At 47.4% G+C, this 21,826-nt stretch carries 20 protein-coding genes and 1 riboswitch; of the genes, 10 read left to right on the plus strand and 10 right to left on the minus strand.

Going from position 1 to position 21,826, the window contains the following annotated elements:
- Positions 1-151: 151 nt before the first annotated feature.
- A riboswitch (cyclic di-GMP riboswitch) is annotated at positions 152-232 on the minus strand.
- 50 nt (positions 233-282) lie between these two features.
- Positions 283-1,164: an AraC family transcriptional regulator gene (locus JOD82_RS11605; RefSeq protein WP_029514677.1), complete on the minus strand. Its 882-nt coding sequence runs from the start codon at positions 1,162-1,164 to the stop codon at positions 283-285.
- A gap of 594 nt (positions 1,165-1,758) precedes the next feature.
- Between JOD82_RS11605 and JOD82_RS11610 the strand changes: the two genes are divergently transcribed.
- Both JOD82_RS11610 and JOD82_RS11615 read left to right on the plus strand, forming a co-directional pair.
- Positions 1,759-3,015, plus strand: a complete 1,257-nt coding sequence (locus JOD82_RS11610; protein ID WP_209949253.1) for a DUF445 domain-containing protein — start codon at positions 1,759-1,761, stop codon at positions 3,013-3,015.
- 33 nt (positions 3,016-3,048) lie between these two features.
- Complete coding sequence (locus JOD82_RS11615) at positions 3,049-3,429, plus strand: TIGR02328 family protein (protein ID WP_029514679.1); 381 nt, start codon at positions 3,049-3,051, stop codon at positions 3,427-3,429.
- Positions 3,430-3,531: 102 nt separating this feature from the next.
- Here JOD82_RS11615 and JOD82_RS11620 read toward each other — a convergent pair whose 3' ends face one another.
- Complete coding sequence (locus tag JOD82_RS11620) at positions 3,532-4,206, minus strand: NAD(P)H-dependent oxidoreductase (protein WP_029514680.1); 675 nt, start codon at positions 4,204-4,206, stop codon at positions 3,532-3,534.
- 188 nt (positions 4,207-4,394) lie between these two features.
- Here JOD82_RS11620 and JOD82_RS11625 point away from each other — a divergent pair, with 188 nt between their 5' ends.
- A complete protein-coding gene (locus JOD82_RS11625; RefSeq protein WP_023986690.1) occupies positions 4,395-4,778 on the plus strand; it encodes a winged helix-turn-helix transcriptional regulator in 384 nt (127 codons plus the stop codon).
- 99 nt (positions 4,779-4,877) lie between these two features.
- On the opposite strand, the gene JOD82_RS11630 is transcribed toward JOD82_RS11625, so the two are convergent.
- The 5 genes from JOD82_RS11630 to JOD82_RS11650 all read right to left on the minus strand — a co-directional run bounded on the left by JOD82_RS11630 (position 4,878) and on the right by JOD82_RS11650 (position 11,889).
- Positions 4,878-6,125, minus strand: a complete 1,248-nt coding sequence (locus JOD82_RS11630) for a stalk domain-containing protein (RefSeq protein ID WP_209949255.1) — start codon at positions 6,123-6,125, stop codon at positions 4,878-4,880.
- A 238-nt stretch (positions 6,126-6,363) separates the two neighbouring features.
- Entirely contained in the window at positions 6,364-7,113 is a 750-nt protein-coding gene (locus JOD82_RS11635) for a YcnI family copper-binding membrane protein (RefSeq protein WP_209949257.1), read from the minus strand.
- 58 nt (positions 7,114-7,171) lie between these two features.
- Positions 7,172-8,890 (minus strand): copper resistance CopC/CopD family protein, encoded by a 1,719-nt coding sequence (locus tag JOD82_RS11640; protein WP_069010748.1) that lies wholly within the window; start codon positions 8,888-8,890, stop codon positions 7,172-7,174.
- A gap of 272 nt (positions 8,891-9,162) precedes the next feature.
- A complete protein-coding gene (locus JOD82_RS11645; RefSeq protein WP_069010749.1) occupies positions 9,163-11,013 on the minus strand; it encodes a bifunctional diguanylate cyclase/phosphohydrolase in 1,851 nt (616 codons plus the stop codon).
- Positions 11,014-11,295: 282 nt separating this feature from the next.
- Entirely contained in the window at positions 11,296-11,889 is a 594-nt protein-coding gene (locus JOD82_RS11650; RefSeq protein ID WP_069010750.1) for a DUF5317 domain-containing protein, read from the minus strand.
- A gap of 201 nt (positions 11,890-12,090) precedes the next feature.
- Here JOD82_RS11650 and JOD82_RS11655 point away from each other — a divergent pair, with 201 nt between their 5' ends.
- Positions 12,091-13,320: a multidrug effflux MFS transporter gene (locus tag JOD82_RS11655; RefSeq protein WP_069010751.1), complete on the plus strand. Its 1,230-nt coding sequence runs from the start codon at positions 12,091-12,093 to the stop codon at positions 13,318-13,320.
- A 69-nt stretch (positions 13,321-13,389) separates the two neighbouring features.
- On the opposite strand, the gene JOD82_RS11660 is transcribed toward JOD82_RS11655, so the two are convergent.
- On the minus strand, positions 13,390-13,848 hold the full coding sequence (locus JOD82_RS11660; RefSeq protein WP_069010752.1) for a hypothetical protein: 459 nt from the start codon (positions 13,846-13,848) through the stop codon (positions 13,390-13,392).
- A gap of 264 nt (positions 13,849-14,112) precedes the next feature.
- Here JOD82_RS11660 and JOD82_RS11665 point away from each other — a divergent pair, with 264 nt between their 5' ends.
- The 6 genes from JOD82_RS11665 to nfsA all read left to right on the plus strand — a co-directional run bounded on the left by JOD82_RS11665 (position 14,113) and on the right by nfsA (position 19,829).
- On the plus strand, positions 14,113-14,694 hold the full coding sequence (locus JOD82_RS11665) for a sigma-70 family RNA polymerase sigma factor (RefSeq protein ID WP_238794844.1): 582 nt from the start codon (positions 14,113-14,115) through the stop codon (positions 14,692-14,694).
- Complete coding sequence (locus JOD82_RS11670) at positions 14,684-15,484, plus strand: DUF3600 domain-containing protein (RefSeq protein ID WP_069010754.1); 801 nt, start codon at positions 14,684-14,686, stop codon at positions 15,482-15,484. The genes JOD82_RS11665 and JOD82_RS11670 overlap by 11 nt, the downstream gene beginning before the upstream one ends.
- A gap of 130 nt (positions 15,485-15,614) precedes the next feature.
- Entirely contained in the window at positions 15,615-15,965 is a 351-nt protein-coding gene (locus JOD82_RS11675; RefSeq protein WP_029514687.1) for a metal-sensitive transcriptional regulator, read from the plus strand.
- A gap of 55 nt (positions 15,966-16,020) precedes the next feature.
- A complete protein-coding gene (locus JOD82_RS11680; protein ID WP_013308457.1) occupies positions 16,021-16,221 on the plus strand; it encodes a copper ion binding protein in 201 nt (66 codons plus the stop codon).
- Between the two features lie 117 nt (positions 16,222-16,338).
- Positions 16,339-18,795: a heavy metal translocating P-type ATPase gene (locus tag JOD82_RS11685; protein ID WP_069010755.1), complete on the plus strand. Its 2,457-nt coding sequence runs from the start codon at positions 16,339-16,341 to the stop codon at positions 18,793-18,795.
- A 290-nt stretch (positions 18,796-19,085) separates the two neighbouring features.
- Positions 19,086-19,829 carry an oxygen-insensitive NADPH nitroreductase gene (nfsA, locus tag JOD82_RS11690; RefSeq protein ID WP_029514690.1) on the plus strand — a complete coding sequence of 248 codons (744 nt, stop codon included), beginning with the start codon at positions 19,086-19,088 and terminating at the stop codon, positions 19,827-19,829.
- A gap of 178 nt (positions 19,830-20,007) precedes the next feature.
- On the opposite strand, the gene JOD82_RS11695 is transcribed toward nfsA, so the two are convergent.
- Both JOD82_RS11695 and JOD82_RS11700 read right to left on the minus strand, forming a co-directional pair.
- The gene (locus tag JOD82_RS11695; RefSeq protein WP_069010961.1) at positions 20,008-20,820 is read right to left on the minus strand and encodes a TatD family hydrolase; all 813 of its coding nucleotides are present in this window, start codon (positions 20,818-20,820) and stop codon (positions 20,008-20,010) included.
- Positions 20,821-20,875: 55 nt separating this feature from the next.
- The gene (locus JOD82_RS11700) at positions 20,876-21,826 is read right to left on the minus strand and encodes an ABC transporter ATP-binding protein (protein ID WP_069010756.1); all 951 of its coding nucleotides are present in this window, start codon (positions 21,824-21,826) and stop codon (positions 20,876-20,878) included.

The following is a 21,826-nucleotide window of genomic DNA, read 5'->3' on the forward strand; positions in this document are numbered from 1 at the left end:
TTCGAAATTAGTATATTCAGCATGCTAGGCTGACATGACTATCCCAATAGAAAAAAAAGCCCTGATCATAGCGATCAGGGCTTTTTTCGAGATAGGCATAGCAAATTGTGGTGGATCTATGTAAAAAAGGGCATAATAAAAAGCTCGTTCATCTGGTAGCTGGCTGCCATCCGGATAGGAAGGCCCTATAGTTTTGCGTCACTGCCTTTCGACAGCTTTGCCATTAACTTGAATAGCTTGTGCGTCTATCATCTATCAAACTGGTTTCATGTAACCTCTCATTTACAGCTTGGAACGGTTCCCCCACTTTTTGCGGAAGGAATGAGGTGTTTCTCCTACATGCTCCTTGAACAGGTTAATAAAATGGCTCGTATTGGGAATACCTACGTACCTTGCGATATCCACAATGGACATGTCACTGGTTTTAAGCCAGCTTTGAGCGGCCGTGATACGGACATTAATGAGATAATCAATCGGAGAGAAACCGATCTGCTTTTTGAAATTTTTAGCCAGATTAAACTTGTTTAATTCAAACATATCTGCCAGCGAGTCCAGTGTTATTCGCTCACAGTAGGACTGATCCAAATATTGCTGTACCCGACGTACTTCGCTGAGGGTTTCAGCATTCACATGCTGGTGATCATAGGGATGCTGCAAGATGCACATCAGTATTTCACCAATGAGCCTGGACGTTAGCAGTTCAGCGGAAAGACTTCTGTCAGACTGCCCACAAATCAGAGCATGCAGTTTGTCCAATATAATATACGGATTATGCATGGATATTACCGGTTTATTATGCTTGGCAAATTGTTCGTAAAAGTTTCCGATCAGGTTGCCGTACAGGTATAAGCTGATAAACTCCCAGGCTTCATGACCGGAGGTGCTATATTGCACATACTCCTCACAATTAATAAAAAACAAATCATGAGGCTTTAAAATATATTTTTTGTCCCGGTATAGTAATTCTCCCTTACCAGACAACGTAAAAACAAGCAAAAAAGAGGCGAGTTCTTTTCTTTCCACCGTAAAAGCAGAAGTTTTTTGGAAGTAGCCTAATTCCTGAATATATAAAAGGGATTGCTTGGCAAAAGCGGAGGGAGTGCGCACAATTACGACAGGTTCGCCGTTCCAGAGGCCCTCGTTGTTTTTTTGGTCTGTTGTCATATTCAATTCCTTTACAAAGAAGCAATTTTATCTAGCTTATCTTGGTTTGATTTAACCAATATATAATGGCTGATTAAACATGATTTACTATATATAAAAGTTTATTTTATCACATGAAATATGTCTATATATCAAAATATGTTTGTAAGTTTTATAGAAGCCTCGCTCTTATGGACATCTAACCTGATCATCCGTATAAAAGGTCGAATATTGTTGAAAGAATTCTGAGGTCATCATGGATTCAAATCCTTTCTGGGGTCAAAGATAGAATTAGTGCTGAAAAAGATATCTTACATGCCCATTCAACTTTTCCCTTCACTTCTCCTTTCGGTTTAAGAAATTTAGGACTTGGTTCTGATAAAATGGTTCGTAAGGCTTATTATTAAAAATGAGATTTTGGGCCTAGTGTTGTGATTTAGTTCACGAACATGAATGTAAAAAAGAGAGATATATGCATAAAAAATTACGCAAAAAGTGGCCTTACGCGTTTCATCAAGAGTGCTTTCAACTTTGGAAATGACACGGGCAATGATATGATGGGTAATACAGGTATAGTGCTTTACTTACTCGACAGTCAGTTTGGAGGATTACAGGATGGGAAAACCCAAAAATACGAAAACCGCAGCGGCTTGGTCGCTTGTTATTCTAGGGGCAGGCTTTGCAGCCACATTGCCCTTCCAGCAATATGGCTGGGCTCGTTTGTTAGCCGGAGCTTTTGAGGCAGGACTTGTAGGGGGACTGGCGGACTGGTTCGCTGTCACTGCTTTGTTCCGTCATCCGCTAGGCATTCCGATACCACATACCGCGCTGCTTCCTAAAAATAGGGACAAGCTCACAAATGCCTTGGTGAGTACGGTGGAAAATAACTTGCTAAACAAAGACAGCATCGCGTCTAAAATTGCAGATATTCGTTTGGCCGATTTGGTGCTGGGTGGTGTGGAAAAAGGTTTGCGCACGCCGGAGGCGGCGGCATCCATAGATGTTCTTGCCAAGCGACTCGTCCAGTCGCTCCCGCTCGCGGAATTGGCTCCGGTCATCGTGGCAGAGCTCAAGCGGCAGATGACTGACTTTGACGCCGGACCGCTGCTGGAGGCGCTTGCTCGTCAGACCAGCGAGAAGGGTTATGATCGCCGCGCGCTGGATTACACGCTGGAACAAGCCGAGTCCTGGCTTTTGCGACCCGAAACGGGCTATACGCTGGGTACCTTAGGTATGCAGGCTGTCAGCGGTTTGCAGGTGAGCGGACTGATGCAGTTTGCCTTGAACGCATTCCTCGGCTATCTGAACGAAGAGCGTATGGGTGAAATGATTCGTCATTTTTTGCTGGATCAGGTAGCAGAACTGCAAAGGGAAGAGCACCCGCGCCGTCAGGCCGTGCTGGATGGTCTAAGAACACAGGTGACCCGATTGGCGACGAAAGATACGGTTCAGGAAGGGTTGAACGGCTGGAAGGATAGCCTTGTTGAAGCCTGGGAAGGTGATGCGTCGGTGCTGGGAAAAATGGAGGAACTGCGTATACGCTTATTGGACTACATGGAAGACGGAAGCTATGTGCAGACCTATATTTTACCGCTATTGGATCGAGTGTTGACTGATTTAAGAGGGAATACCGAGCTGCTGGACAAGATTAATGTGCGAATTGTGGAAGGTATTACTGGACTGGTGGAAGCCAACCATAGTCGGATTGGTAACTTGGTGCGCGAAAATGTAGACAAAATGGATAACAAATCCCTGATTGCACTGATGGAGGACAAACTGGGACAGGATTTGCAGTGGATACGTATTAATGGCGCAGTTACAGGCTTCCTGATCGGCATTGTGCTGACAGGTATCCGTATGCTAATCCAATAGATCAGAAAAAGCTACAGATAGGGTTGTGGAAGCATGAGGCTTTGGCATGAACATTTAATCGACAAGTTACCCCGTCCGCAACTGCTGGGGCAACATCGTGAGTGCTGTGCCCTGCGCGGGAATGGGTGGGGCAAGCCACACGCCACGGTGAATTATGTGTTCGATTATCACCCCATGCTGCTGGTGCGCTATCATAGGCTCATTATGGACGAAATGAAAAGCAGAGGGTACAATGTTGACCCACTATGGGAACAGCCTTTGTATCGCGGTAAGCAGTGTGAGCCTTGGGAGGCAGAGCTGGGTGAGGAACTGGCAGGCGCGGGTGCATATGTGGAGCATGACGATGAGTATATGAAGGAGTGCCTGGATAACCTGGCTTCCAAGGGGATTTTAATAGAAATTGAAGTGACCTAAAAAAGACGGGCTGTGGTAGGTTCATCATTCAGATGAAGTGCCGCAAGCCCGCTTTTTTGATGCTTCAATGTTCATCGTTTGGGAGAGAATCGGGATATTAGATTACAGAATCCAGCGTGTGACCTTTTCCAGGGGTTGTCTGGATTTTTCCCGTTTGGGTTCATGAGCGCGATAACCGAAGGCAGCAATGACTGAAATATCGAGCAGCCCGTTCTCCAGCAGTCCTTCTTCCTCCAAAATGGCATGCACCTGATCGTAGTTAAAACCCTCAATCGGACAGGAGTCAATACCGATCTGAGCCGCCGCGGTCATCATATTGCCTAAGGCAATATAGGTTTGCTTGGAAGCCCAGTCAAATAGCGTACGTTCGTTTTCCAGCAGGTGTTGACTTTCACCCTGGAAAATCTTATAGCGGCCTGGCAGTGAGGCAAATTCCTCCTCAGACATACCTTTAACCTCTTTATACATATACTCCACGTAAGGAGAATCATAACGAACATCCTTGCGCGCCAAAATCAGGATGACGTGGCTAGCCGCAGGAATCTGCTTTTGGCCACCGCTGGAAACCGCAGCCAGCTTCTCTCTTAATGCCTGATTTTGTACAACTACAAACTGCCATGGTTCAAAACCGACGGAGCTTGGAGAAAGTCGCCCGGTTTCGAGAATGAACTGAAAATCCTCTTCCGGTATGATGCGATTGGGATCAAATTCTTTCGTGGCGTGCCTGAACAGAAAGGCGTCCAGAATTTCCTGTTTTTTAGCTGATGTATTAGACATAAAATGTACTCCTTTGGGTATGGGTTTAGTTGGTGCTCTATGGGTTTTCTGCTACTATAATGAGAGCTGATATCGAATATATAGTTATCATATAGAAAGTTTTTGCAGGGAACAAGTACGCACATATTTGTTTCTTGTCATACGTCTGAGGCTATTGGTTTACACATTCTACAGAAAGAAGGGTATACATGGCACAGGAGATGGAACATGCAGTTAGCGTTAATTTTGGATGTCCGGTAGCGAAAACCGTCGGGGTTATAGGCGGCAAATGGAAGGGAGTCATCTTGTATCATTTGACCACAGGACCGCGGCGCTATAACGAAATTCGACGGACCTTGCCTAATATTACACAGCGGATGCTAACCTTGCAGTTGCGTGAATTAGAGAGAGATGGCATTGTGCACCGTGAAATTTATAACGAGAACCCACCGCGTGTGGAATACTCGCTTACCCCGTTAGGAGATACGTTAAGGCCATTGCTGGATTTTATGAGAGACTGGGGGATCTTCTATGGAGAACAGGGTTGCGAGCCTGTGACGACAACTTCCAAATCAGGCAAGCACTTTTGTTAAAGGGAATGAAGAAAGCCCGCCAGATGATTTCATAGAAGACTCATAAGAAATCATCTGGCGGGCGAAATAAGGTCGGTTTTACTTGGATAAAATGTACACTTATTTAAACTCGATGGCTTCGTTCATCTGTGACCAGGCCGTTTCTCCAATGATGCCCAAGCGCCAGATAGCGATTCCTTTGAGGTCATAACGTTTGGCTAAACCGATCTTGGCGTTAATGGTACTGTCTTTTTCGCTACCCATTGAAATCCCCAAAATGAGCTTGTCCCGCGAGGTTTCCTTCAAGGCCAGTTGGATGGCTTCATCCACTTTATCCAAAGGCTCAGGCGTAGCCTTTTGTCCATAATCATAGGCCATGATGATCAGGTCGTCCGCCAGATTGCCCAGCGTTTTGTAGTCATAGCCAGAGTAAGAGCTGTTCAGCGGATGCAGAACGACGGTGAGCTTGAGCCCGGCCTGATGCGCTTTGGTCGATAGCTTTTTAATAAAGGTGTTGTAGTCTGAACGAGCTTTGGCTTTGTCGCCGCTCCAGCCCAATCCTTCCAGGTCTAGCGAAATGCCTTTAAATTGTTTGTCGGTGGCGGTGCTGACAATTTGGGAAATGGTTTGTTCTTGAAGCTGCGCATTTTCCAAAACTTTGGTCAGCTCGTGATTGCCATCTCCGGAATAGACCATCAGGTAAGGGGAAGTCCCCTGGCTGTCTGCCTCCTGCACAATGGACTCTGGCGTTACAGTTCCAGCGGCTTGAGGCCATTTGTATTCTTTGCCGTTTGTGGTAAATTGTCCGTTCGTATCAATTCGACTCCAGCCGAAGGCAACGACGTTAAAATCCGGTATTTTGGATTTTTGGTCAAAGGAAGACAGCGCATAGAAGCCTACTGTATACATCGATTCACGAGGCGATGTAATGGAGACCGTCCGTGTTCCCTGGTTCCAGTTCACCGTGGCTCCAAACTGCTGCCCGAAAAAGCCCAGCGGAATCATGGTGCTGCCGTGCACGGTTTGCGGAGCGGCTGTTAGTTGAACCGCTTGTCCGTCCACTGTGGCATTGCGGCTACCCATCTTTAGAATCACCTGCTTGGTAGCAGAACCTTGCGCTTTGGTAGCGGTGATGCTTTGGCTGGCTTGGTCCCATTTCACTGTAATGCCAAGAGCTTCAGAAATCGCACGAAAGGGAACCATGGTCGTGCCGTTCATCATGGCAGGTTGTACAGGGAACGGTAATGCATATCCGTCCAGCATAATGCTGATCTTGCCGGCTTCAGCTTGTGCCAAGGGGCTATAGATGCCCACTGTGGTACTCAGAAAAATAGCACTAGATAACAGAGCTTTATTTACGATTTTCATCCTATGATCTCCTATGCTCAATAGATTGCAATGCTATCATGTTAGAATCGTGAGGGTTCTACCTATTTTACCAAAAAAATGATAGAAAGGTGAATGTGAAATAATAGGATGAGATGAATCTGAATATGTGTTAAAGCTGAATATTAATCGTTTTCTTTCATACCAAAAAAGCTGACCCCTTTTAAATAGGTGTCAGCTTTTCTTTTTAAAACGATCTTAACTTTATACGTAACCCAGATTACTTGCGGCGCTTGAGTGCAATACCAACAGCTGCGGCACCAAGAATGACTGCAATGATCGAGAGGACGAGAGCTGTCGTTTGTGCAGTAGAGCTGGCTGGAACAGAAGCGGCAGGTGCAGCTTCTACAGCATTGTTTGAAGCAGGTGCGGGGCTGCTGCTATCTTTAGTCGTATCTGTGCTCGCGTGACCTGCTGCCGTACCCGCCGAATCGTGTCCGCTGTCTGCGGCAGGTGCAGGGGTTGCGGACGTGGCGTCCGTCGTAATTTCGGTAATGGAATGAGGATTGCTACTTCCTTCGTCGCCTGTCCATTCCACGATACTTCCGTCACTGTAATACTGGAAGGCGTCCCAGGCTGCTGCGGTATTCTGGTCTGCATTTTGCGCTACAAAGCCGAAACGCTGATATTGACCTGCTTGAATGCCGTCTTTTTCAGTCGTCCAGGTCACGGTGATTACTTTGCCAGAGCTGTCTTTTTCGGTGGCTACCTTCCAATCCGGTACAGGCTCGTATTGTTTGAAAACGACCTCTTTCGGAATTTTCAAGGCGACTTTGGTGGTTGGAATGTTTTTTTCCACGGGTACTTTCAATGTGTACGTTTCCCACGCATTAGGTTGTGAAACAGAAGGCTTGACTGTCACATGTGCACTGGCCATACCTGCAAAAAGTAAGGCACCCGCTGCGATTAGACCCACAGAGGTCGCAAACCTGGAAAATCTGGATTTTGCTGTTTGAATTGTTGTATTCATATTCAATTATTCGCTCCTTTTAACTGAGGATTTCACAAAATCCTGAAGTATAAAATAATTATTTCTTACCGCCTACATGCAGGGTGAATTCAGCATCAACCGCATCGAGTGAAGCCGTCAGAGCATGTACCTTTACCGCCCATGTTCCTTCGGAGGTCATCAATTCCTGACTGCGGAATGGCTGTTGCTGCTTCACAGGTAGAACAAATTCCTGTTGATCTTGGTCAGGGTCTGCTGGAGTGAGCGTTAATGTAACCTGCTGGATTCCTGAAACGGCAGCACCCTTGCTGTCCTGAACGGATACCTTAAATTCATTGCTGCCCACAGCATTGGGACTGACTGCCAGGGTAACGTTATATCCACCCGTAGTGCGAGTCTCCTCAAACGGTACAGCAGGTGCCTGACCGGGTGACAGGTGAGTGAGCACCGCAGTCAACAGCATCACGAGCAGGCCGACGGACAACTCGGCACGCAATCCCCGGGCGGCTTGCTTGCTGGGCGCCGCTTGCCGTGCGCTGCGGAACTGGCTGGCCGCGAAGGCCAGCATGACTAGCAGCAGCGCTGCCTTGCCGAGCAGAACGAGTCCATAGGACGTGTTCAGCAGCATGGAGGGAGCCGGAATGTACAGCACGGCTCCATATATACCGGTGGCGAGTAACGCCGCCACCATAGCAATGCCCCAGCCGGCGAAGCGGCGCAAGGCGGCTTGTCGTAGAGTTGCCCGCTCGGATACGGGCAACTCTGCTCCGGCAACCGGCAGGCACACGACCATGACGGCAAGTGAGCCGATCCAAAAGGCTGCTGCCGCGAGATGGACGAAGTCCGCCGCAATGGCTGGAGCTGGATGGGTAGCCGCTGCCGGGTGACCGACAAAGGCCTTGGACAGCATGAGGCATAGCGTTAGGAGAGCCGAGCTGTAGCCCCAAAGACGGCGCTGGCGACTCGAAATGCTGTAATCCAGCGCGTAAATCAGCGTTACGCTTAGGAGTAGCACGAGAATCATCTGGATAAACCAAATTTGTCCGGCTCCAGTAAACTGGAGAGCTTCTCCCAGAATCGGGAGTGAGAAGCCCTCCCTGATGGAAACCCCGGCATCCCATGAAGCCTGAAGTGGCAGGCTGATCAGAATGGCGGCAGACGTTATGCCGTAGCCGCTCCATAGCAGTTTATTCCAGCGGGGCGATGTTTCAAAGGGCCGCTGATTTTGCTTATGCTGTTCACTTTGATTCTTGTCTTGGCTTATGCTCGGTAAGATGAACAGCCGGAAACAAATCGCTCCAAAAAGCAGCGATAGTCCTATGTAAAGAAACCAACGGACAGCGATTAAGTCGATTCGTGATGTCCCTGAGCCTTCAGGTGCGGTAGCTTGATGGGTAGGCGCATTGGAACCGCTGCCTACTTGAAATGGAATAACTCCATTAACTGGATGTCCGTCTGCGGATAAAGCTCTCCAACTAACAGAGTAAATTCCATTTTTCATCCCTGGGATCAATTGGATTTCCATGGTGGCTTTGTGATTCGGGTCAAGCTGTGCTTTTCCTGTGTCGACCCGCTTGCCTGTTTCGTCGGTCACTTTGATCGACATGAAGGCAGATTGCAAATCTTCATTGAAGGTAATGGTCACCTGAGAAGGCGACTTGTCCAAAACCTGATTTTCGGTCGGACTGGATTCAATGACAAATGCATGAGCCCACGAAGAGTGAGGAAACAGGACCAGAAGGGGGAGACACAGCAATAAAAGACAAGCCACACGGGCTGGTCTGGACAGATACAACATGCTTGTGAAGTCACCTTCTCTCGATTACTTGAAGCGAGGATATCCCCATTTATAACATTTTATACAGGAGGATTTTGCCTGACGGACAAATCCATTCCTATCTTAATCATAGTGCATATAGCGCGAATAGATGGAGCGAATTATGACATTTATATGAAATTTGAAATAATAAGCATTATACAAAATGTCAATCATATGAAAGCCCCTAGTGTGGTTGAATTCAGGACGATTTCAACCACACTAGGGGCAAAGAGGAAGAGCCTATGAAGGAATTAGAGCCCTGTTTCCATGAGATCCGTGAAAGCAGGTTGCTTATGTTGAATATAATGGATAAAAGTAGCCGTTAGTTTGGGATCGAATTGGCTACCCGAGCAAGCACGTAATTCTTCAATGGCCTCCTCGAACGTTTTGGTGGGTTGATAGGGACGCTCGGTTGTCATCGCATCAAAAGAGTCGATGATCGTCAGCATCCGACATAAAAGTGGAATTTGCTCGCCCTTAAAGCCAAACGGATAGCCTCCTCCGTCATAACGTTCATGATGCAGCTCCACAAAAGGAATCAAATCTACGAATCGTTCGTTGGCTTCTACAATACGCTTGCCCCACATGACATGCGCTTGCACCATCTGCCATTCCTCACCGGACAGCTTCTCTTTTTTATTGAGGATATTCCAGGGAATCTCCAGTTTACCAATGTCATGAATGAGAGCTCCTAGTATGAAACGCCGCTTATCCTCCGGTCCGAGTTGAAGCACATCGCTCATGTCTGCTGCATATCTGAACACCCGTTTTGAATGCTTGAAGGTATTAATATCCTTGTATAAGAACAAATTAAGCTGCTGCTCAAGATCACGAATATCCTGCCCCAGATCCACCTCACGCTCCACTTCATTTAAGCTTCCATGCGTATGAACGATGTTTTTGCCCTGTTTCTTGGCGTAGTACAGGGCTTTATCCGCTAGATCGACCAGCTGTGATTTGTCGTAGATGTCAATGCGGCTTTGGGCAATACCTGCGGAGAAGGACAGACAGCCATGTGGAAAAATTTCGACACCCTCATAACGAGAATCATTTAATCTTTTTCGAATAGCATTGACTATTTCATAAGCTTGTTCAGCGGTATGATCAGGCATAAGCAGGGTGAATTCTTCTCCACCGTAGCGGGATACGGTGATGGGGGTGTCGGAGGTTTCCTTCTTAAGAAACTCACCGAGAAATCCCAGTAGCTGATCGCCTTTAAGATGACCGAAATGATCATTGTATTTTTTGAAATCATCAATATCAATCAGCGCCAGACTGAGGGGAGTATTCTCGGATCTCGATATATTTAATTCAGCTTCAAGTGTATTTTCAAAGTAGCTGTGATTGTATAGCCCTGTTCTGCGATCCATGTTCGCTTTTTCTTCGATTTCCCGATACAGCGTGAACATTTGCTTGAATGCGTGAGACAGGAGCATGCTTAGCCCAAGGAACAGCAAAAGTCCTAAAATGCCGTTGTAATAAATCAGCGTAGTCAATACCAAAGACAGAATGAGTGTACATAAGTATACGAGCAGGGATTCAGCCAAAAAAGCCTGTTTAAGCTCATTGAAGGACCCTTTGTATGCACTATAAAAGTAGATACCCAGTGTGATGGTGTTCACCGCAAAGTAGCAAATTAACGCCAGCAGGTAGGAAGCGAAATGCTCTTGGTTTAAAGCTCCCTGCGTTCCGCCGCTTAGTTCAAATACTGTTGAAGACAGGAAAATGGAAAGGGCGTAAATGGAAAAATTGACGGTATGCTTCCACCATGACAACTCAGTGTGCCGGAACATAGCGATGATTACATTTAACAGCAAAATCAGGATGGCAATTTCGGTACCATGCACAAAAATACAAGCCAGATACACGGAGGAATCCATGGACTGCTTGTTACTGGCTGGGGGTAGCTGGAATGTAAAATGCTCCAGAATCAGAACGGCTCCCAATAGGGAATAGATCGTGACCCACTCTGTTGTCGTATAGTGCAAAAAGGACCATTGGTTCGTATACAGGAGGACGATCACGCCTACCATACATATGGAAAACACGTATATTCCCGTCGCGGTAACCCGTTCTTGCAGCTTTTTTATTATACTCATCATTTCTTCTCCTGCCTTGTCGTATCTTGATGTCAAAGCTACCAGGGGTGAATGGGATAATTTACAATTTTGTAATCGAAAATTTCACATGAAAAAACAGGCCGGAATCCAGCCTGTTTTGTTGAGCCTGTGCTTCCTTTTTTTCTTATCGGTGACTAGCCCCCGATTTTGTAACCGGAAGTCAAAGCAATTATGACAGAAGCCACGATAATAGCATTGATAATGACACGGGAGTATTTCAAGTTTTTCATAGGGTTCCCTCCCTTCCTTGGAATAAGGTGTGCACTAGGCGTGGCGGGGATTGGTTTCTTGCTGCTTATCCTTAGTTCTCTTCACGACCATAATGCTTTGGATAAACAGGAACATCCCGAAGTTCATAACAACATCCCCAATACTAATTACCTGCGTGCGGGGATAGGGCTTGGAGAGAGGAATAATGTCACCAAGCAATGATAGACGGGTGCTCGCATCCATCATGTAATGTTTTGAGATGACACTTCCGGATTTAAGCATATCTGTATAATAGGGACCCAGCACCTCCGAAGCGCTCAACGAGACCGGCATCCTGCCGCCATTCACCGCCATAACGATAAAATTCATCAATACGCCCATTATAATAAGTTTGAATCCCTTATGATGTCTGTTCAACCAGAGAAATATCAATCCAACCACGTAGACTCCCATAAATAGATACCCGTTAATGGCTGCCAGCCAAGCCCACTTTTCCTGGGCATAAAAAATAATGAATTGTACCAGCAGCAGCACAGGGAACATCCAGCCGGCTATAAGGCGAATTTGACTGAAACGGATCAGACCTTGCCGCCAGCCTCCTCTGAACAGACCTACAATGAGACCCAGTAGCACTCCATCATAGACCATTATCATTCTCCAGATTCCACAAATTTTTGTTTTGGTTACCGTATAATTCGACCTGAAATTGGTAAATTCCTGCCTGATATATAGCAGTTTTGAAAAAAAATTGCGGATTAGCGTGTAATTATTCGAAGCCAGACGAAATGAGTGATATCATGATGTATTGAAGTAATTATTTATATTTTTGTGAAAAGGATGATTATTATTATGAACCGGTTATCCAATACTGTTATGGTTGCCGCAGATATGACCAAATCGCGAATATTATGGATCGCCTTTGTCCTGGGTGCATTGAGTGCTTTCGGGCCGTTGTCCATAGATATGTATTTGCCGTCGCTGCCTACATTAGCCGACAATTTGCATACGACTACTTCATTGGCGCAGCTTAGTTTGACCGCCTGTCTGTTGGGACTGGCCGTTGGCCAGATCGTTGCTGGTCCTCTTAGCGATGTGAGAGGTCGCAGAGGACCGCTGGTGATCTCGCTCATTCTGTACGCTGCTGCTTCGCTGTTATGCGTGTTTGCGCCGAATATCGGTATGCTCATTGCGCTTCGCTTTATTCAAGGGCTTACGGGCTCGGCGGGGATCGTAATTTCCAGAGCTGTAGCCCGTGATCTTTACTCGGGCAAAGAGTTGACACGCTTTTTCTCACTGCTCATGCTGGTGAACGGCGTGGCCCCCATTGCTGCACCGGTACTGGGCGGTGTCATATTGAACTTTGTTTCCTGGCGTGGTGTATTCATGGTGCTTTGTGTAGTGGGCGTGGCTATGCTGATTGCCGTCGTGTTGGGTTTGCCAGAAACGTTGCCAACGAACCGCCGCTCATCCGGTGGCTTGAAGCAGACGCTAGGAACACTCGGTCATCTGTTTGCCGATCGACGCTTTATGGGCTATGCCTTCTCACAGGCGCTGATTACGGGAGCGATGTTCGCGTATATCGCTGGCTCACCATTCGTGCTTCAGGATATTTTCGGGGTTTCCCCTCAGACGTATAGCATCATTTTTGCAGTGAATGGTTTGGGGATTGTACTGTTTTCCCAGTTAACGGGTAGACTTGTGGGTCGCTTCAGCGAACGACAGTTACTCTTGTCGGGTCTGGTCATTGCGGCTGTAGCCGGAATCAGCTTGCTTACTGTAGCCTTTACTGGAGGTCAATTGTTTGCTGTTTTAGTTCCTCTGTTTTTTGTCGTTTCCTGCGTAGGGATTGTAAGTACAACGACGACTTCATTGGCAATGCAGAGTCAGCAGCGCTCCGCAGGCAGTGCGTCCGCTATGCTTGGTTTGTTGCCTCTATTGCTGGGTTCCATCGCTTCACCGCTAGTAGGCTTGGGGAGTGGAACAACCCCCGTACCCATGGCGGTCGTTATAGCTATAGCCGAGGTTGGTGCGCTAATAAGCTTTGCCGTACTTGCTAAGGAAACACGCGCGAAGGCTTGAAATTAGGCGAATTGAACTAAAAAACTCCCCTGGACTGATACGTGAACCATTTCAGTCCAGGGGAGTTTTTTACCGTTTTGCAATCGAGATATCTTCGGCTTCCTTTGCGGGCAGAGGTATCTGTTTTAAGTACATACGAGATGGTTTGTGAACCAGAATTGAAATAAGCATGCAGATATGAACGGGAAAGAAAGGGTCTATTCCGTTGATGTTCAAACCAAAAATGGATACGAAAAGCAGTAAAGTAAGGGTGAGTTTATACTTTTTTGTCGCAATAAACAGCAAGATCATTATTGTAGGAAGTAATCGAAAGAGCAATTTTCCGAATACAAATCCGACCATATGAGCGGTAGAACCTTCAAGTGGAGGTGTGATGGATAGCGTGCGGGAGGCCATATGGATTAACCGAGACTCCCCACCTGTCGGTTGGGCTGAAATAAATACACATCCTGCGATAATGATTACAAGGATTTTAAACCACAACAGGCCTTGGATAAGCCGTAACAAGGGTGTAATCTTTATTTTCATTGACTTCTAATAAGCTCCTTCGACGTATGATTTGTTATTATTGCTCGTTTGTATATATACAAGACAAATGGGAATTGCAACTTTAATATTATATCAATATATTACCAAAAGAGTAGTCCTGCTAAAGAATGATTATGCGGAGACTATTTTCCTGATGTTGAGACAGAATCGAACGATATTTTGGTTTCCTGCCAAATATATAGATGTGAGATGAAAGAAAGGGGGAGATCAGGATTGGACAACGCAAGGAGGCGGGCAAATTTGATAAAGAATGATTTGATGGTTGCTCTTGTTACGGAGACGCTGGCTGGCAGTCGTGAGGCTTACAGAGAACTGTATGATCAAACAATTCATACAGTCTATAGAACGGTGCATTTTTTGTTGGAAGAGAAAGTGGATGCTGATGATGTGGTGCAGGAAATTTATATTCATGTATATAAATCACTTGGGCAATTTGACGAAAGACGTCCTTTTCATCCTTGGCTAATGGGGGTCGTTATGCGTCAGATCCGGGCTTACCGTAGAAAACAATGGATGAGGCTACGAATCACAAGCAAAGCAAAAAGGCTCGAACTTCATACATCTCATGATTTTTCTGAGGAAATTGTGGACAAGGTTGCAAATCATGTATTGCTCCAAGCAGTTCAGCAGCTTTCGTTCAAGCTTAAACAGGTAATTGTGTTGCACTATTTGCAGGAATATTCCCAAGAGGAAATCTCCAATATTTTAGAGATACCGTTAGGCACGGTGAAATCACGAATTCACGCGGCTTTGCAAAAGCTTCGATCGAAAGAGCAGCAGGAACATTTTCTAATCGGAAAGGTGGAGAAGATCCATGAAGCTTGAGCAAGAACTACGTAGGGTGATGCAGCAGGATGATGACCACATATTGGCTCCGGCTGAATTAAAAGAAAACATTATGGGTCAAATTGAACGGCTTGAAAAAGGAGGACCTAAATCTATGAAAAGGTATATTGTGATAACTCTTCTCGTAGTGTTATTACTAATTCCAACAGGTGCTTTTGCTACTTACACTTATTTGGCGGATACAATATATGGTTCACAGGAAAAGCTAATTGAAATGGGAGGATCGCCAGAGGAATATAATAGAGTAGAATCCAAGTTGCAGCAGGTGCAGGGGCATTTAACGAAAGAGGAGTTCACTGTTTTTATAGGGTTATTGAGAGAACTCGGGGCCTATAATCTGAAAATGACGGATGAAAACGGCGCACTCCACAAGGAGCGCTTAAGCGCAGAGGAACAGCGTGAATACGATCATATATCTGCCAAGCTGGAGCCGTATTATGACAAGTTGAATCAGGGGAAAGCGCTAACCCAAACGGACGATGGTAAAAAAGATGGCGGTGATTCTGCCATTACGGGCACATTAGATGCAAAGGCCCACGCAGGCATCGATTTACAGGTCGAGCTGGACTATGCGAAAAAGGTTCTGACTGAGGATGAATTTGTAAAGTTTCGTGTACTGTTCACGAAGTTCTACGAGTATGTACCCCGCATTACAGGGGCCAAAGGTGTACTATATCCAGATCGTTTATCTGAGAGGGATAGAAAAGATTATGAGGAACAGTTAGAGTTGCTACAGCCTTATTTTGATCAATTTAATTCGCTTGAGTAGAAACAGTGGCGAAAATCAAGGCGAAAAAGTGACATTTTCCTGGAATGTTGACATACCCCGTGGGGGTATATTATGATGGGGATATAACAAATGTTTAAATGCATATATACACCACACAGGAGGCTGATGTATGGCTGAGGAGCAATCTGCTTCCCACACTGAAGTCCATGAGAATCACTGTGGAACAGACGGGGAAAAGACAATTAGAAAAAGTCATCATTCGGCAGAGTTCAAGAACAGCCTCGTATCCCGGTTGAACCGTATTGAAGGTCAGGTTCGCGGAATTAAAGGCTTGATTGAGAAGGATACCTACTGTGACGATGTACTGAACCAGATTGCGGCTGTCCAGTCCGCGCTGAATGGTGTCGGTAAGCTGCTGCTGGAAGGGCATATGAAAAGCTGTGTCATTGAGCGCATGCAGGCAGGAGAGCAGGAAGTGATTGACGAGCTGCTGGTTACGGTCAAAAAGCTAATCCGTTAAGAGTAGTATTCATACACATTATGGGTACGGAAGTACCCCAGAGGAGGAAAAGAAAATGGCACAAGTTACATTGAATGTAGAAGGCATGAGCTGCAATCATTGCGTGAAGGCAGTAGAAGGAGCATTGGAGAAAGTTGGCGCTACCGGCAAGGTCAGCCTCGAAACAAAACAAGTGAATGTAGAATATGACGAGTCCAAGCTGAACGTTGAAGCGCTGAAAACAGCCATTGAAGACCAAGGCTATGATGTTGTTTAAGTAATGAAGGTGTTTTATGTGTGAAAAGACTTGTTTCGAAGGAGAAGCTTCCGTATTAGAAGCTTTTTCTTTTTGGATATGATATACCCCACTGGGGTATAGGAGGAGGGTTATACCATGGAAAACCGTGCGACCGACGGTGACAAGCAGGCAACGCTTCACATTACAGGGATGTCCTGTGCCGCCTGCGCAAGCCGTATTGAGAAAGGTTTAAATCGAATAGATGGTGTGGCACAGGCTAATGTGAATTTGGCTTTGGAGCAGGCGTCGATATCCTATGATCCCAAGCAGGTGGAGATCGCTGAATTCCGCGACAAAATTGCTTCTCTTGGGTTTGGAACTGTAAGTGAAGAAGCCAATCTGAATGTAACGGGCATGACTTGCGCGGCCTGTGCAACCCGGATTGAAAAGGGATTGAATCGGATGCCTGGTGTAACAGGTGCCACGGTAAATTTGGCGATGGAAACCGCTCATGTGGAATATGCCGCGGGGAGTATTGCGGTTGGTGATCTGGTGAGCAAAATTGAACAGCTAGGCTACGGAGCGATCCCGCAGAGCGCTGAGGACAATATCGCGGATGTCCGCAGTAAGGATATCCATCGTAAAAAATGGAAGTGGATTGTGTCCGCAGTGCTGTCGTTGCCGTTGTTGTGGGCGATGGTGGCTCATTTTTCCTTTACATCATGGATTTATGTGCCAGAACTGTTCTTGAATCCATGGTTCCAACTAGTGCTGACAACGCCGATTCAGTTCGTCATTGGTTGGCAGTTTTATGTGGGCGCGTACAAAGCGCTTCGTAACGGCAGTTCGAATATGGATGTGTTAGTTGCACTAGGTACGTCTGCGGCTTATTTTTACAGCTTGTACCTTACTCTGCGTCCGGCTGATGTTATGGAGGGGATGGCGGGAATGCCTGTCATGACCATGCCGGAGTTGTATTACGAGACAAGCGCGGTGCTAATTACGCTTATTTTGGTTGGTAAATGGTTCGAAGCGGTAGCCAAAGGGCGTTCGTCCGAGGCGATCAAGAGCCTGATGAGTCTACAGGCGACAACGGCACGTGTAGTACGTGATGGGCAAGAGCTTGATATTCCGATTGAACAGGTACGTGTGAAGGATATCTTTATTGTACGACCCGGCGAGAAAATTCCTGTCGATGGTGTGGTCGTAGACGGACGTTCGGCAGTGGACGAATCCATGTTAAGTGGTGAGAGTCTTCCGGTTGAAAAAGAAGCTGGTTCCGCAGTTACAGGGGCGACGCTCAATAAAAACGGGGTTCTACGTATCCAGGCTGAGCGTGTGGGTGGTGATACGGCGTTGTCCCGTATTATTAAGGTCGTGGAAGATGCGCAAAGCTCCAAGGCTCCCATTCAGCGGATTGCGGATCAGATTTCCGGTATTTTTGTCCCCATTGTTGTTGCTATCGCTGTGTTGGCCTTTATCGTCTGGTTTTTCCTTGTGACGCCGACTGATTTTGCAGGCTCACTGGAGAAAATGATTGCAGTTCTCGTCATTGCTTGCCCTTGTGCGCTCGGATTGGCAACTCCAACGTCCATTATGGCAGGATCGGGACGTGCCGCTGAATATGGTATTCTGTTCAAGGGCGGCGAGCATTTGGAGATGACCCGTTCAGTCAACGCAGTGGTGTTGGATAAGACAGGTACAGTTACGAATGGCAAGCCCGAGCTGACGGATGTTATGGTTGGAGCAAGCGGCATGGCTGAAAAGGATCTGCTGCGGTTGCTCGGTGCGGCAGAAAAAAGCTCGGAGCATCCGCTGGCGGAAGCCATTGTAAAGGGGATTGCAGATCGAGGCATTGAGCTGGTAGGACCGACAGATTTTGAAAATATTCCGGGTTATGGTGTGAAGGCACATGTGGAAGGTAAACAGGTATTGGCCGGTACACGCCGATTGATGAGCAGGGAAGGCATCGCAATAGATGACTTAGCTGAGCAGTATATGAATGATCTGGAAAATGCAGGGAAAACTGCGATGCTTGTTGCTGTGGATGGTTCCTATGCTGGACTGGTGGCCGTGGCGGATACGATTAAAGAAACGTCACGAGAGGCCGTTGCCCGTCTGCGCGCGATGAACATTGAAGTCATCATGATTACGGGTGACAATGAACGGACTGCGCGGGCTGTTGCCGCCGAGGCTGGAATTGAACGAGTGCTGGCGGAGGTATTGCCTGAAGGAAAGGCTGAAGAAGTGAAACGACTTCAGGAACAGGGCATGATCGTAGCTATGGTTGGGGATGGTATTAACGATGCGCCTGCGCTGGCTACTGCTAATATTGGGATGGCGATGGGTACGGGAACGGATGTGGCCATGGAGGCGGCGGATATTACCCTCATGCGCGGCAACCTGAACAGCATTCCTGACGCGATCGAAATGAGCCGCCGGACCATGACAAACATACGGCAAAATCTGTTTTGGGCGCTCGGGTATAACGTGATCGGTATTCCGATAGCCGCTTTGGGCTTCCTTGCCCCATGGTTGGCGGGAGCGGCCATGGCATTTAGCTCTGTTTCAGTTGTGCTGAATGCGCTGCGTCTCCAACGAGTAAAGCTGTAGGTGTATGGATGTATCGGCAGGATAGCGTGCTGTCGGACTTCTGTATCGAGATAAAGTTATTATCAGAGTATAGAGCAAGTACGCGCAATTGGTTGGTTTCTCTGCGTGCTTGCTTTTTGTTGTGTTTGGTTTTTTAAAACCATCAACTTTCATTACGTCAGGTTGCTTATCATTCGCGAAAGTTCCATAATATTTGTAGGAGTGCCATGCAAGCATGCAAGAACTTCTTCGTATACTCACAGCTTGAAGTAGATAAAGAGCTTATATTATGGATTAGGAGTGAAGCAGTCATGAATGATACGATTTCCTTGTTGATGAATCACCGGTCTGTGCGAAAATTCAAGTCAGACCCCATTACCGACGAGCAGCTCGCAGCTATTGTGGCAGCTGGCCAAATGGCTTCCTCGTCCAGCAATGTGCAGGCATATACCGTTATCGCCGTTACCGAGCCTTCTTTGAAAACAAAACTGGCGGAGTTGGCAGGAGGGCAGGCTTACGTTGAGCAATGCCCTGCGTTTTTGGTATGGTGCGCAGACCTGTATCGCTTGAAACAGGTCACGCTCCACCATCAGCCAGGTCAGCCTTCCTATGAGGGGTCCGTTGAAAATTATACGGTTGCGACCATTGATGCCGCGTTAGCTGCACAAAATGCAGCGGTAGCCGCTGAATCACTGGGCTTGGGCATCGTCTACATTGGCGGCATTCGTACTAACATAGCAGAGGTGTCTGAGTTGTTAGGGTTGCCAGAGCTGGTGTATCCAGTATTCGGTATGTGTATTGGTGTACCGGATCAGGAAACGGGCTTGCGTCCACGCCTTCCGCTGTCCGGTGTTTTGCATATGAACGGCTACGACAAAAATCAGACGATGAAAGCTGTAGAGGTATACGATCACACATCAGCGGAATATTTGAAGGAACGTACGGGCGGTCAACGCTCTACGCCATGGTCTGAGCAAATGGCCGGAAGATTGACCGAGCCAGCACGCTTGCAGTTGAAGCCATTTTTGGAACAGAAGGGTTTCCTGAAGCAATAAAATTTGAGTAGCGACAAAAAACTCTGCAAAATACAAGTACATTTGAGCTATATACGTTTGAAAATACAAGAACCTCCTTATTTACGTATGATGAAGTTCCGCGTAAATAAGGAGGTTCTTTGCTTTGGTTGCATGTTGTGGTTGTAAACCTTCCAGTCAGTAAACAGCTGGTATATCTTTATCCATCAGATAGTGAGTAAAAGCGTCTCGTATTTTCATAAAATAATTGATGGACGGCAGATTCATCTTGCTGGGTCAGCTTGCTGTACGCGCGAATGACGTCGGCAGTCATCCGGGGATGTGTCTGTTGTCCGGTAAAAGGACCCTCGAACGGCCAGGGACCGTCTGTCTCTGCCATGATCTGATCAGACGGATACTGTCTTGCCAAACTGCGGATCTCTTCTTCGTACAGGAGATCCGGTGTGAAGGAGACATAATAGCCGTTCCGGGCGATACGTTCGGTCGTGGCGGCAGAGCCTTTAAACCAGTGAAAATGCGCCTGCATGACGCCGTGACGTTCCAGAAGGTCACAGGCGATGTCTGCGTCTTCATAAACGGCGTGCAGGACAATGGGCTTGCTATGCTTGCTTGCAAACTGGATGAAACGCTCCAGTAGCACTATGTAGGGAGCGAGGTCAAAAGGAGCTCCGCTCTGCGAGGCTTCTAGCCGATTGTAATAGGGTAAGCCGACTTCACCCACGGCGACCATCTGCTGTACATGTTCGTCCATCCAGTCGAACAAGAGGTCAAGCTCAGTTTGCGGTGGAAGGGCCTGTTCGGGATGAAAGCCAAAGGCTGGCCGTACTAGCCCAGGGTAACGCTCGGCTAACCGTAGATTGGCTCGGCCGGAGTCCAGATGCATCGACACGGCTATCACAGCTTGGACGCTGCTATCAGCAAGTGAAGCGAGCAATAGCTTCTGTTGCTCGGGCGGGTAGCTGTCTACATGAATGTGCGCGTCGATTAATGGAGCGGGTCTTGTTGTGGTCAAATCCAAGCCTAGCTTTGTTTGGCTGTTCCATTTCGATGCACATCGAACTTTTACGTCACTCATGCCGATTCAATCCATCTTCCGGGATATTCTTGTGAACGCTCTGAGCATTGTCCATGTCGCCGTCCAGTTTGTACTTTTCCTCACGCATCCAGCCGGTCATGGTTCGCTTCCATTCAATAAAGAGAGGATCGAGGGTGATTTCTTCCCTACGCGGGCGGGGAAAAGGGACATCTACGACATGCACCACCGAAGCAGGTCGCGCTGACAGCACATAAATGCGGTCGGAGAGCAGCAGCGCTTCTTCAATGCTGTGGGTAATGAACAGCACAGAGCGGCGGTTCTTCTCCCACATCCGCAGTAACCATTGCTGCATATCTGCACGTGTCAGCGCGTCGAGTGCGCTGAACGGCTCATCCAGCAGCATTAATTCCTGCGGGCTGAGCAGTGCGCGAAGAAAGGCTGCACGCTGTTGCATTCCACCAGACAGCGTATGTGGATACGCCTTGGCGAATTTGCCTAGTCCAACCTGCTCGAGCCATTGCAGGGCTTCTTTGCGACGTTCGCGTTCACTGGCGTACTGAGGGGGGACTGCTGTATTTTTACGTGGAGCATTTTCCTGCCCAAGCAGTACATTATCCAGCGTGGTGCGCCACGGGAAAAGGGCGGGCTGCTGTGGCATATAGCTGATATGCCCACGTTCACCAGTCATGTCTCGTCCGTGCATACGGATACGTCCCTGCTGTGGTTTGAGTAGCCCGCCGATGATGTGAAACAGCGTACTTTTTCCGCTGCCTGACGGACCGATGAGAGAAACGAATTCTCCCGGCTTGACTGTGAGGGATACATCCTGCAGCACGGGCAGTAAGCTTCGCTTTTCGCGGAAGGCGAGGCTGATCCCGTCCAATTCCAGAGCAGAAGGGGCAGTCGAAGGACTCTGCTGGTCCCCGGCTCGTTGTTCATTAGCAACGTTGTGTGATGATAAGTCAGTCGGATGCAGACTCAT

It is taken from the genome of Paenibacillus sp. 1182 (assembly GCF_017833915.1).
In the GTDB taxonomy this organism is placed as follows: Bacteria; Bacillota; Bacilli; order Paenibacillales; family Paenibacillaceae; genus Paenibacillus; species Paenibacillus polymyxa_D.

Bases quoted from the DNA above. Each gene is read 5' to 3' on its own strand.
- JOD82_RS11605 (WP_029514677.1), bottom strand. From the start codon at position 1,164: ATGACAACAGACCAAAAAAACAACGAGGGCCTCTGGAACGGCGAACCT.
- JOD82_RS11610 (WP_209949253.1), top strand. From the start codon at position 1,759: ATGGGAAAACCCAAAAATACGAAAACCGCAGCGGCTTGGTCGCTTGTT.
- JOD82_RS11615 (WP_029514679.1), top strand. From the start codon at position 3,049: ATGAGGCTTTGGCATGAACATTTAATCGACAAGTTACCCCGTCCGCAA.
- JOD82_RS11620 (WP_029514680.1), bottom strand. From the start codon at position 4,206: ATGTCTAATACATCAGCTAAAAAACAGGAAATTCTGGACGCCTTTCTG.
- JOD82_RS11625 (WP_023986690.1), top strand. From the start codon at position 4,395: ATGGCACAGGAGATGGAACATGCAGTTAGCGTTAATTTTGGATGTCCG.
- JOD82_RS11630 (WP_209949255.1), bottom strand. From the start codon at position 6,125: ATGAAAATCGTAAATAAAGCTCTGTTATCTAGTGCTATTTTTCTGAGT.
- JOD82_RS11635 (WP_209949257.1), bottom strand. From the start codon at position 7,113: ATGAATACAACAATTCAAACAGCAAAATCCAGATTTTCCAGGTTTGCG.
- JOD82_RS11640 (WP_069010748.1), bottom strand. From the start codon at position 8,890: ATGTTGTATCTGTCCAGACCAGCCCGTGTGGCTTGTCTTTTATTGCTG.
- JOD82_RS11645 (WP_069010749.1), bottom strand. From the start codon at position 11,013: ATGATGAGTATAATAAAAAAGCTGCAAGAACGGGTTACCGCGACGGGA.
- JOD82_RS11650 (WP_069010750.1), bottom strand. From the start codon at position 11,889: ATGGTCTATGATGGAGTGCTACTGGGTCTCATTGTAGGTCTGTTCAGA.
- JOD82_RS11655 (WP_069010751.1), top strand. From the start codon at position 12,091: ATGAACCGGTTATCCAATACTGTTATGGTTGCCGCAGATATGACCAAA.
- JOD82_RS11660 (WP_069010752.1), bottom strand. From the start codon at position 13,848: ATGAAAATAAAGATTACACCCTTGTTACGGCTTATCCAAGGCCTGTTG.
- JOD82_RS11670 (WP_069010754.1), top strand. From the start codon at position 14,684: ATGAAGCTTGAGCAAGAACTACGTAGGGTGATGCAGCAGGATGATGAC.
- JOD82_RS11675 (WP_029514687.1), top strand. From the start codon at position 15,615: ATGGCTGAGGAGCAATCTGCTTCCCACACTGAAGTCCATGAGAATCAC.
- JOD82_RS11680 (WP_013308457.1), top strand. From the start codon at position 16,021: ATGGCACAAGTTACATTGAATGTAGAAGGCATGAGCTGCAATCATTGC.
- JOD82_RS11685 (WP_069010755.1), top strand. From the start codon at position 16,339: ATGGAAAACCGTGCGACCGACGGTGACAAGCAGGCAACGCTTCACATT.
- nfsA (WP_029514690.1), top strand. From the start codon at position 19,086: ATGAATGATACGATTTCCTTGTTGATGAATCACCGGTCTGTGCGAAAA.
- JOD82_RS11700 (WP_069010756.1), bottom strand. From the start codon at position 21,826: ATGAGTCTGCATCCGACTGACTTATCATCACACAACGTTGCTAATGAA.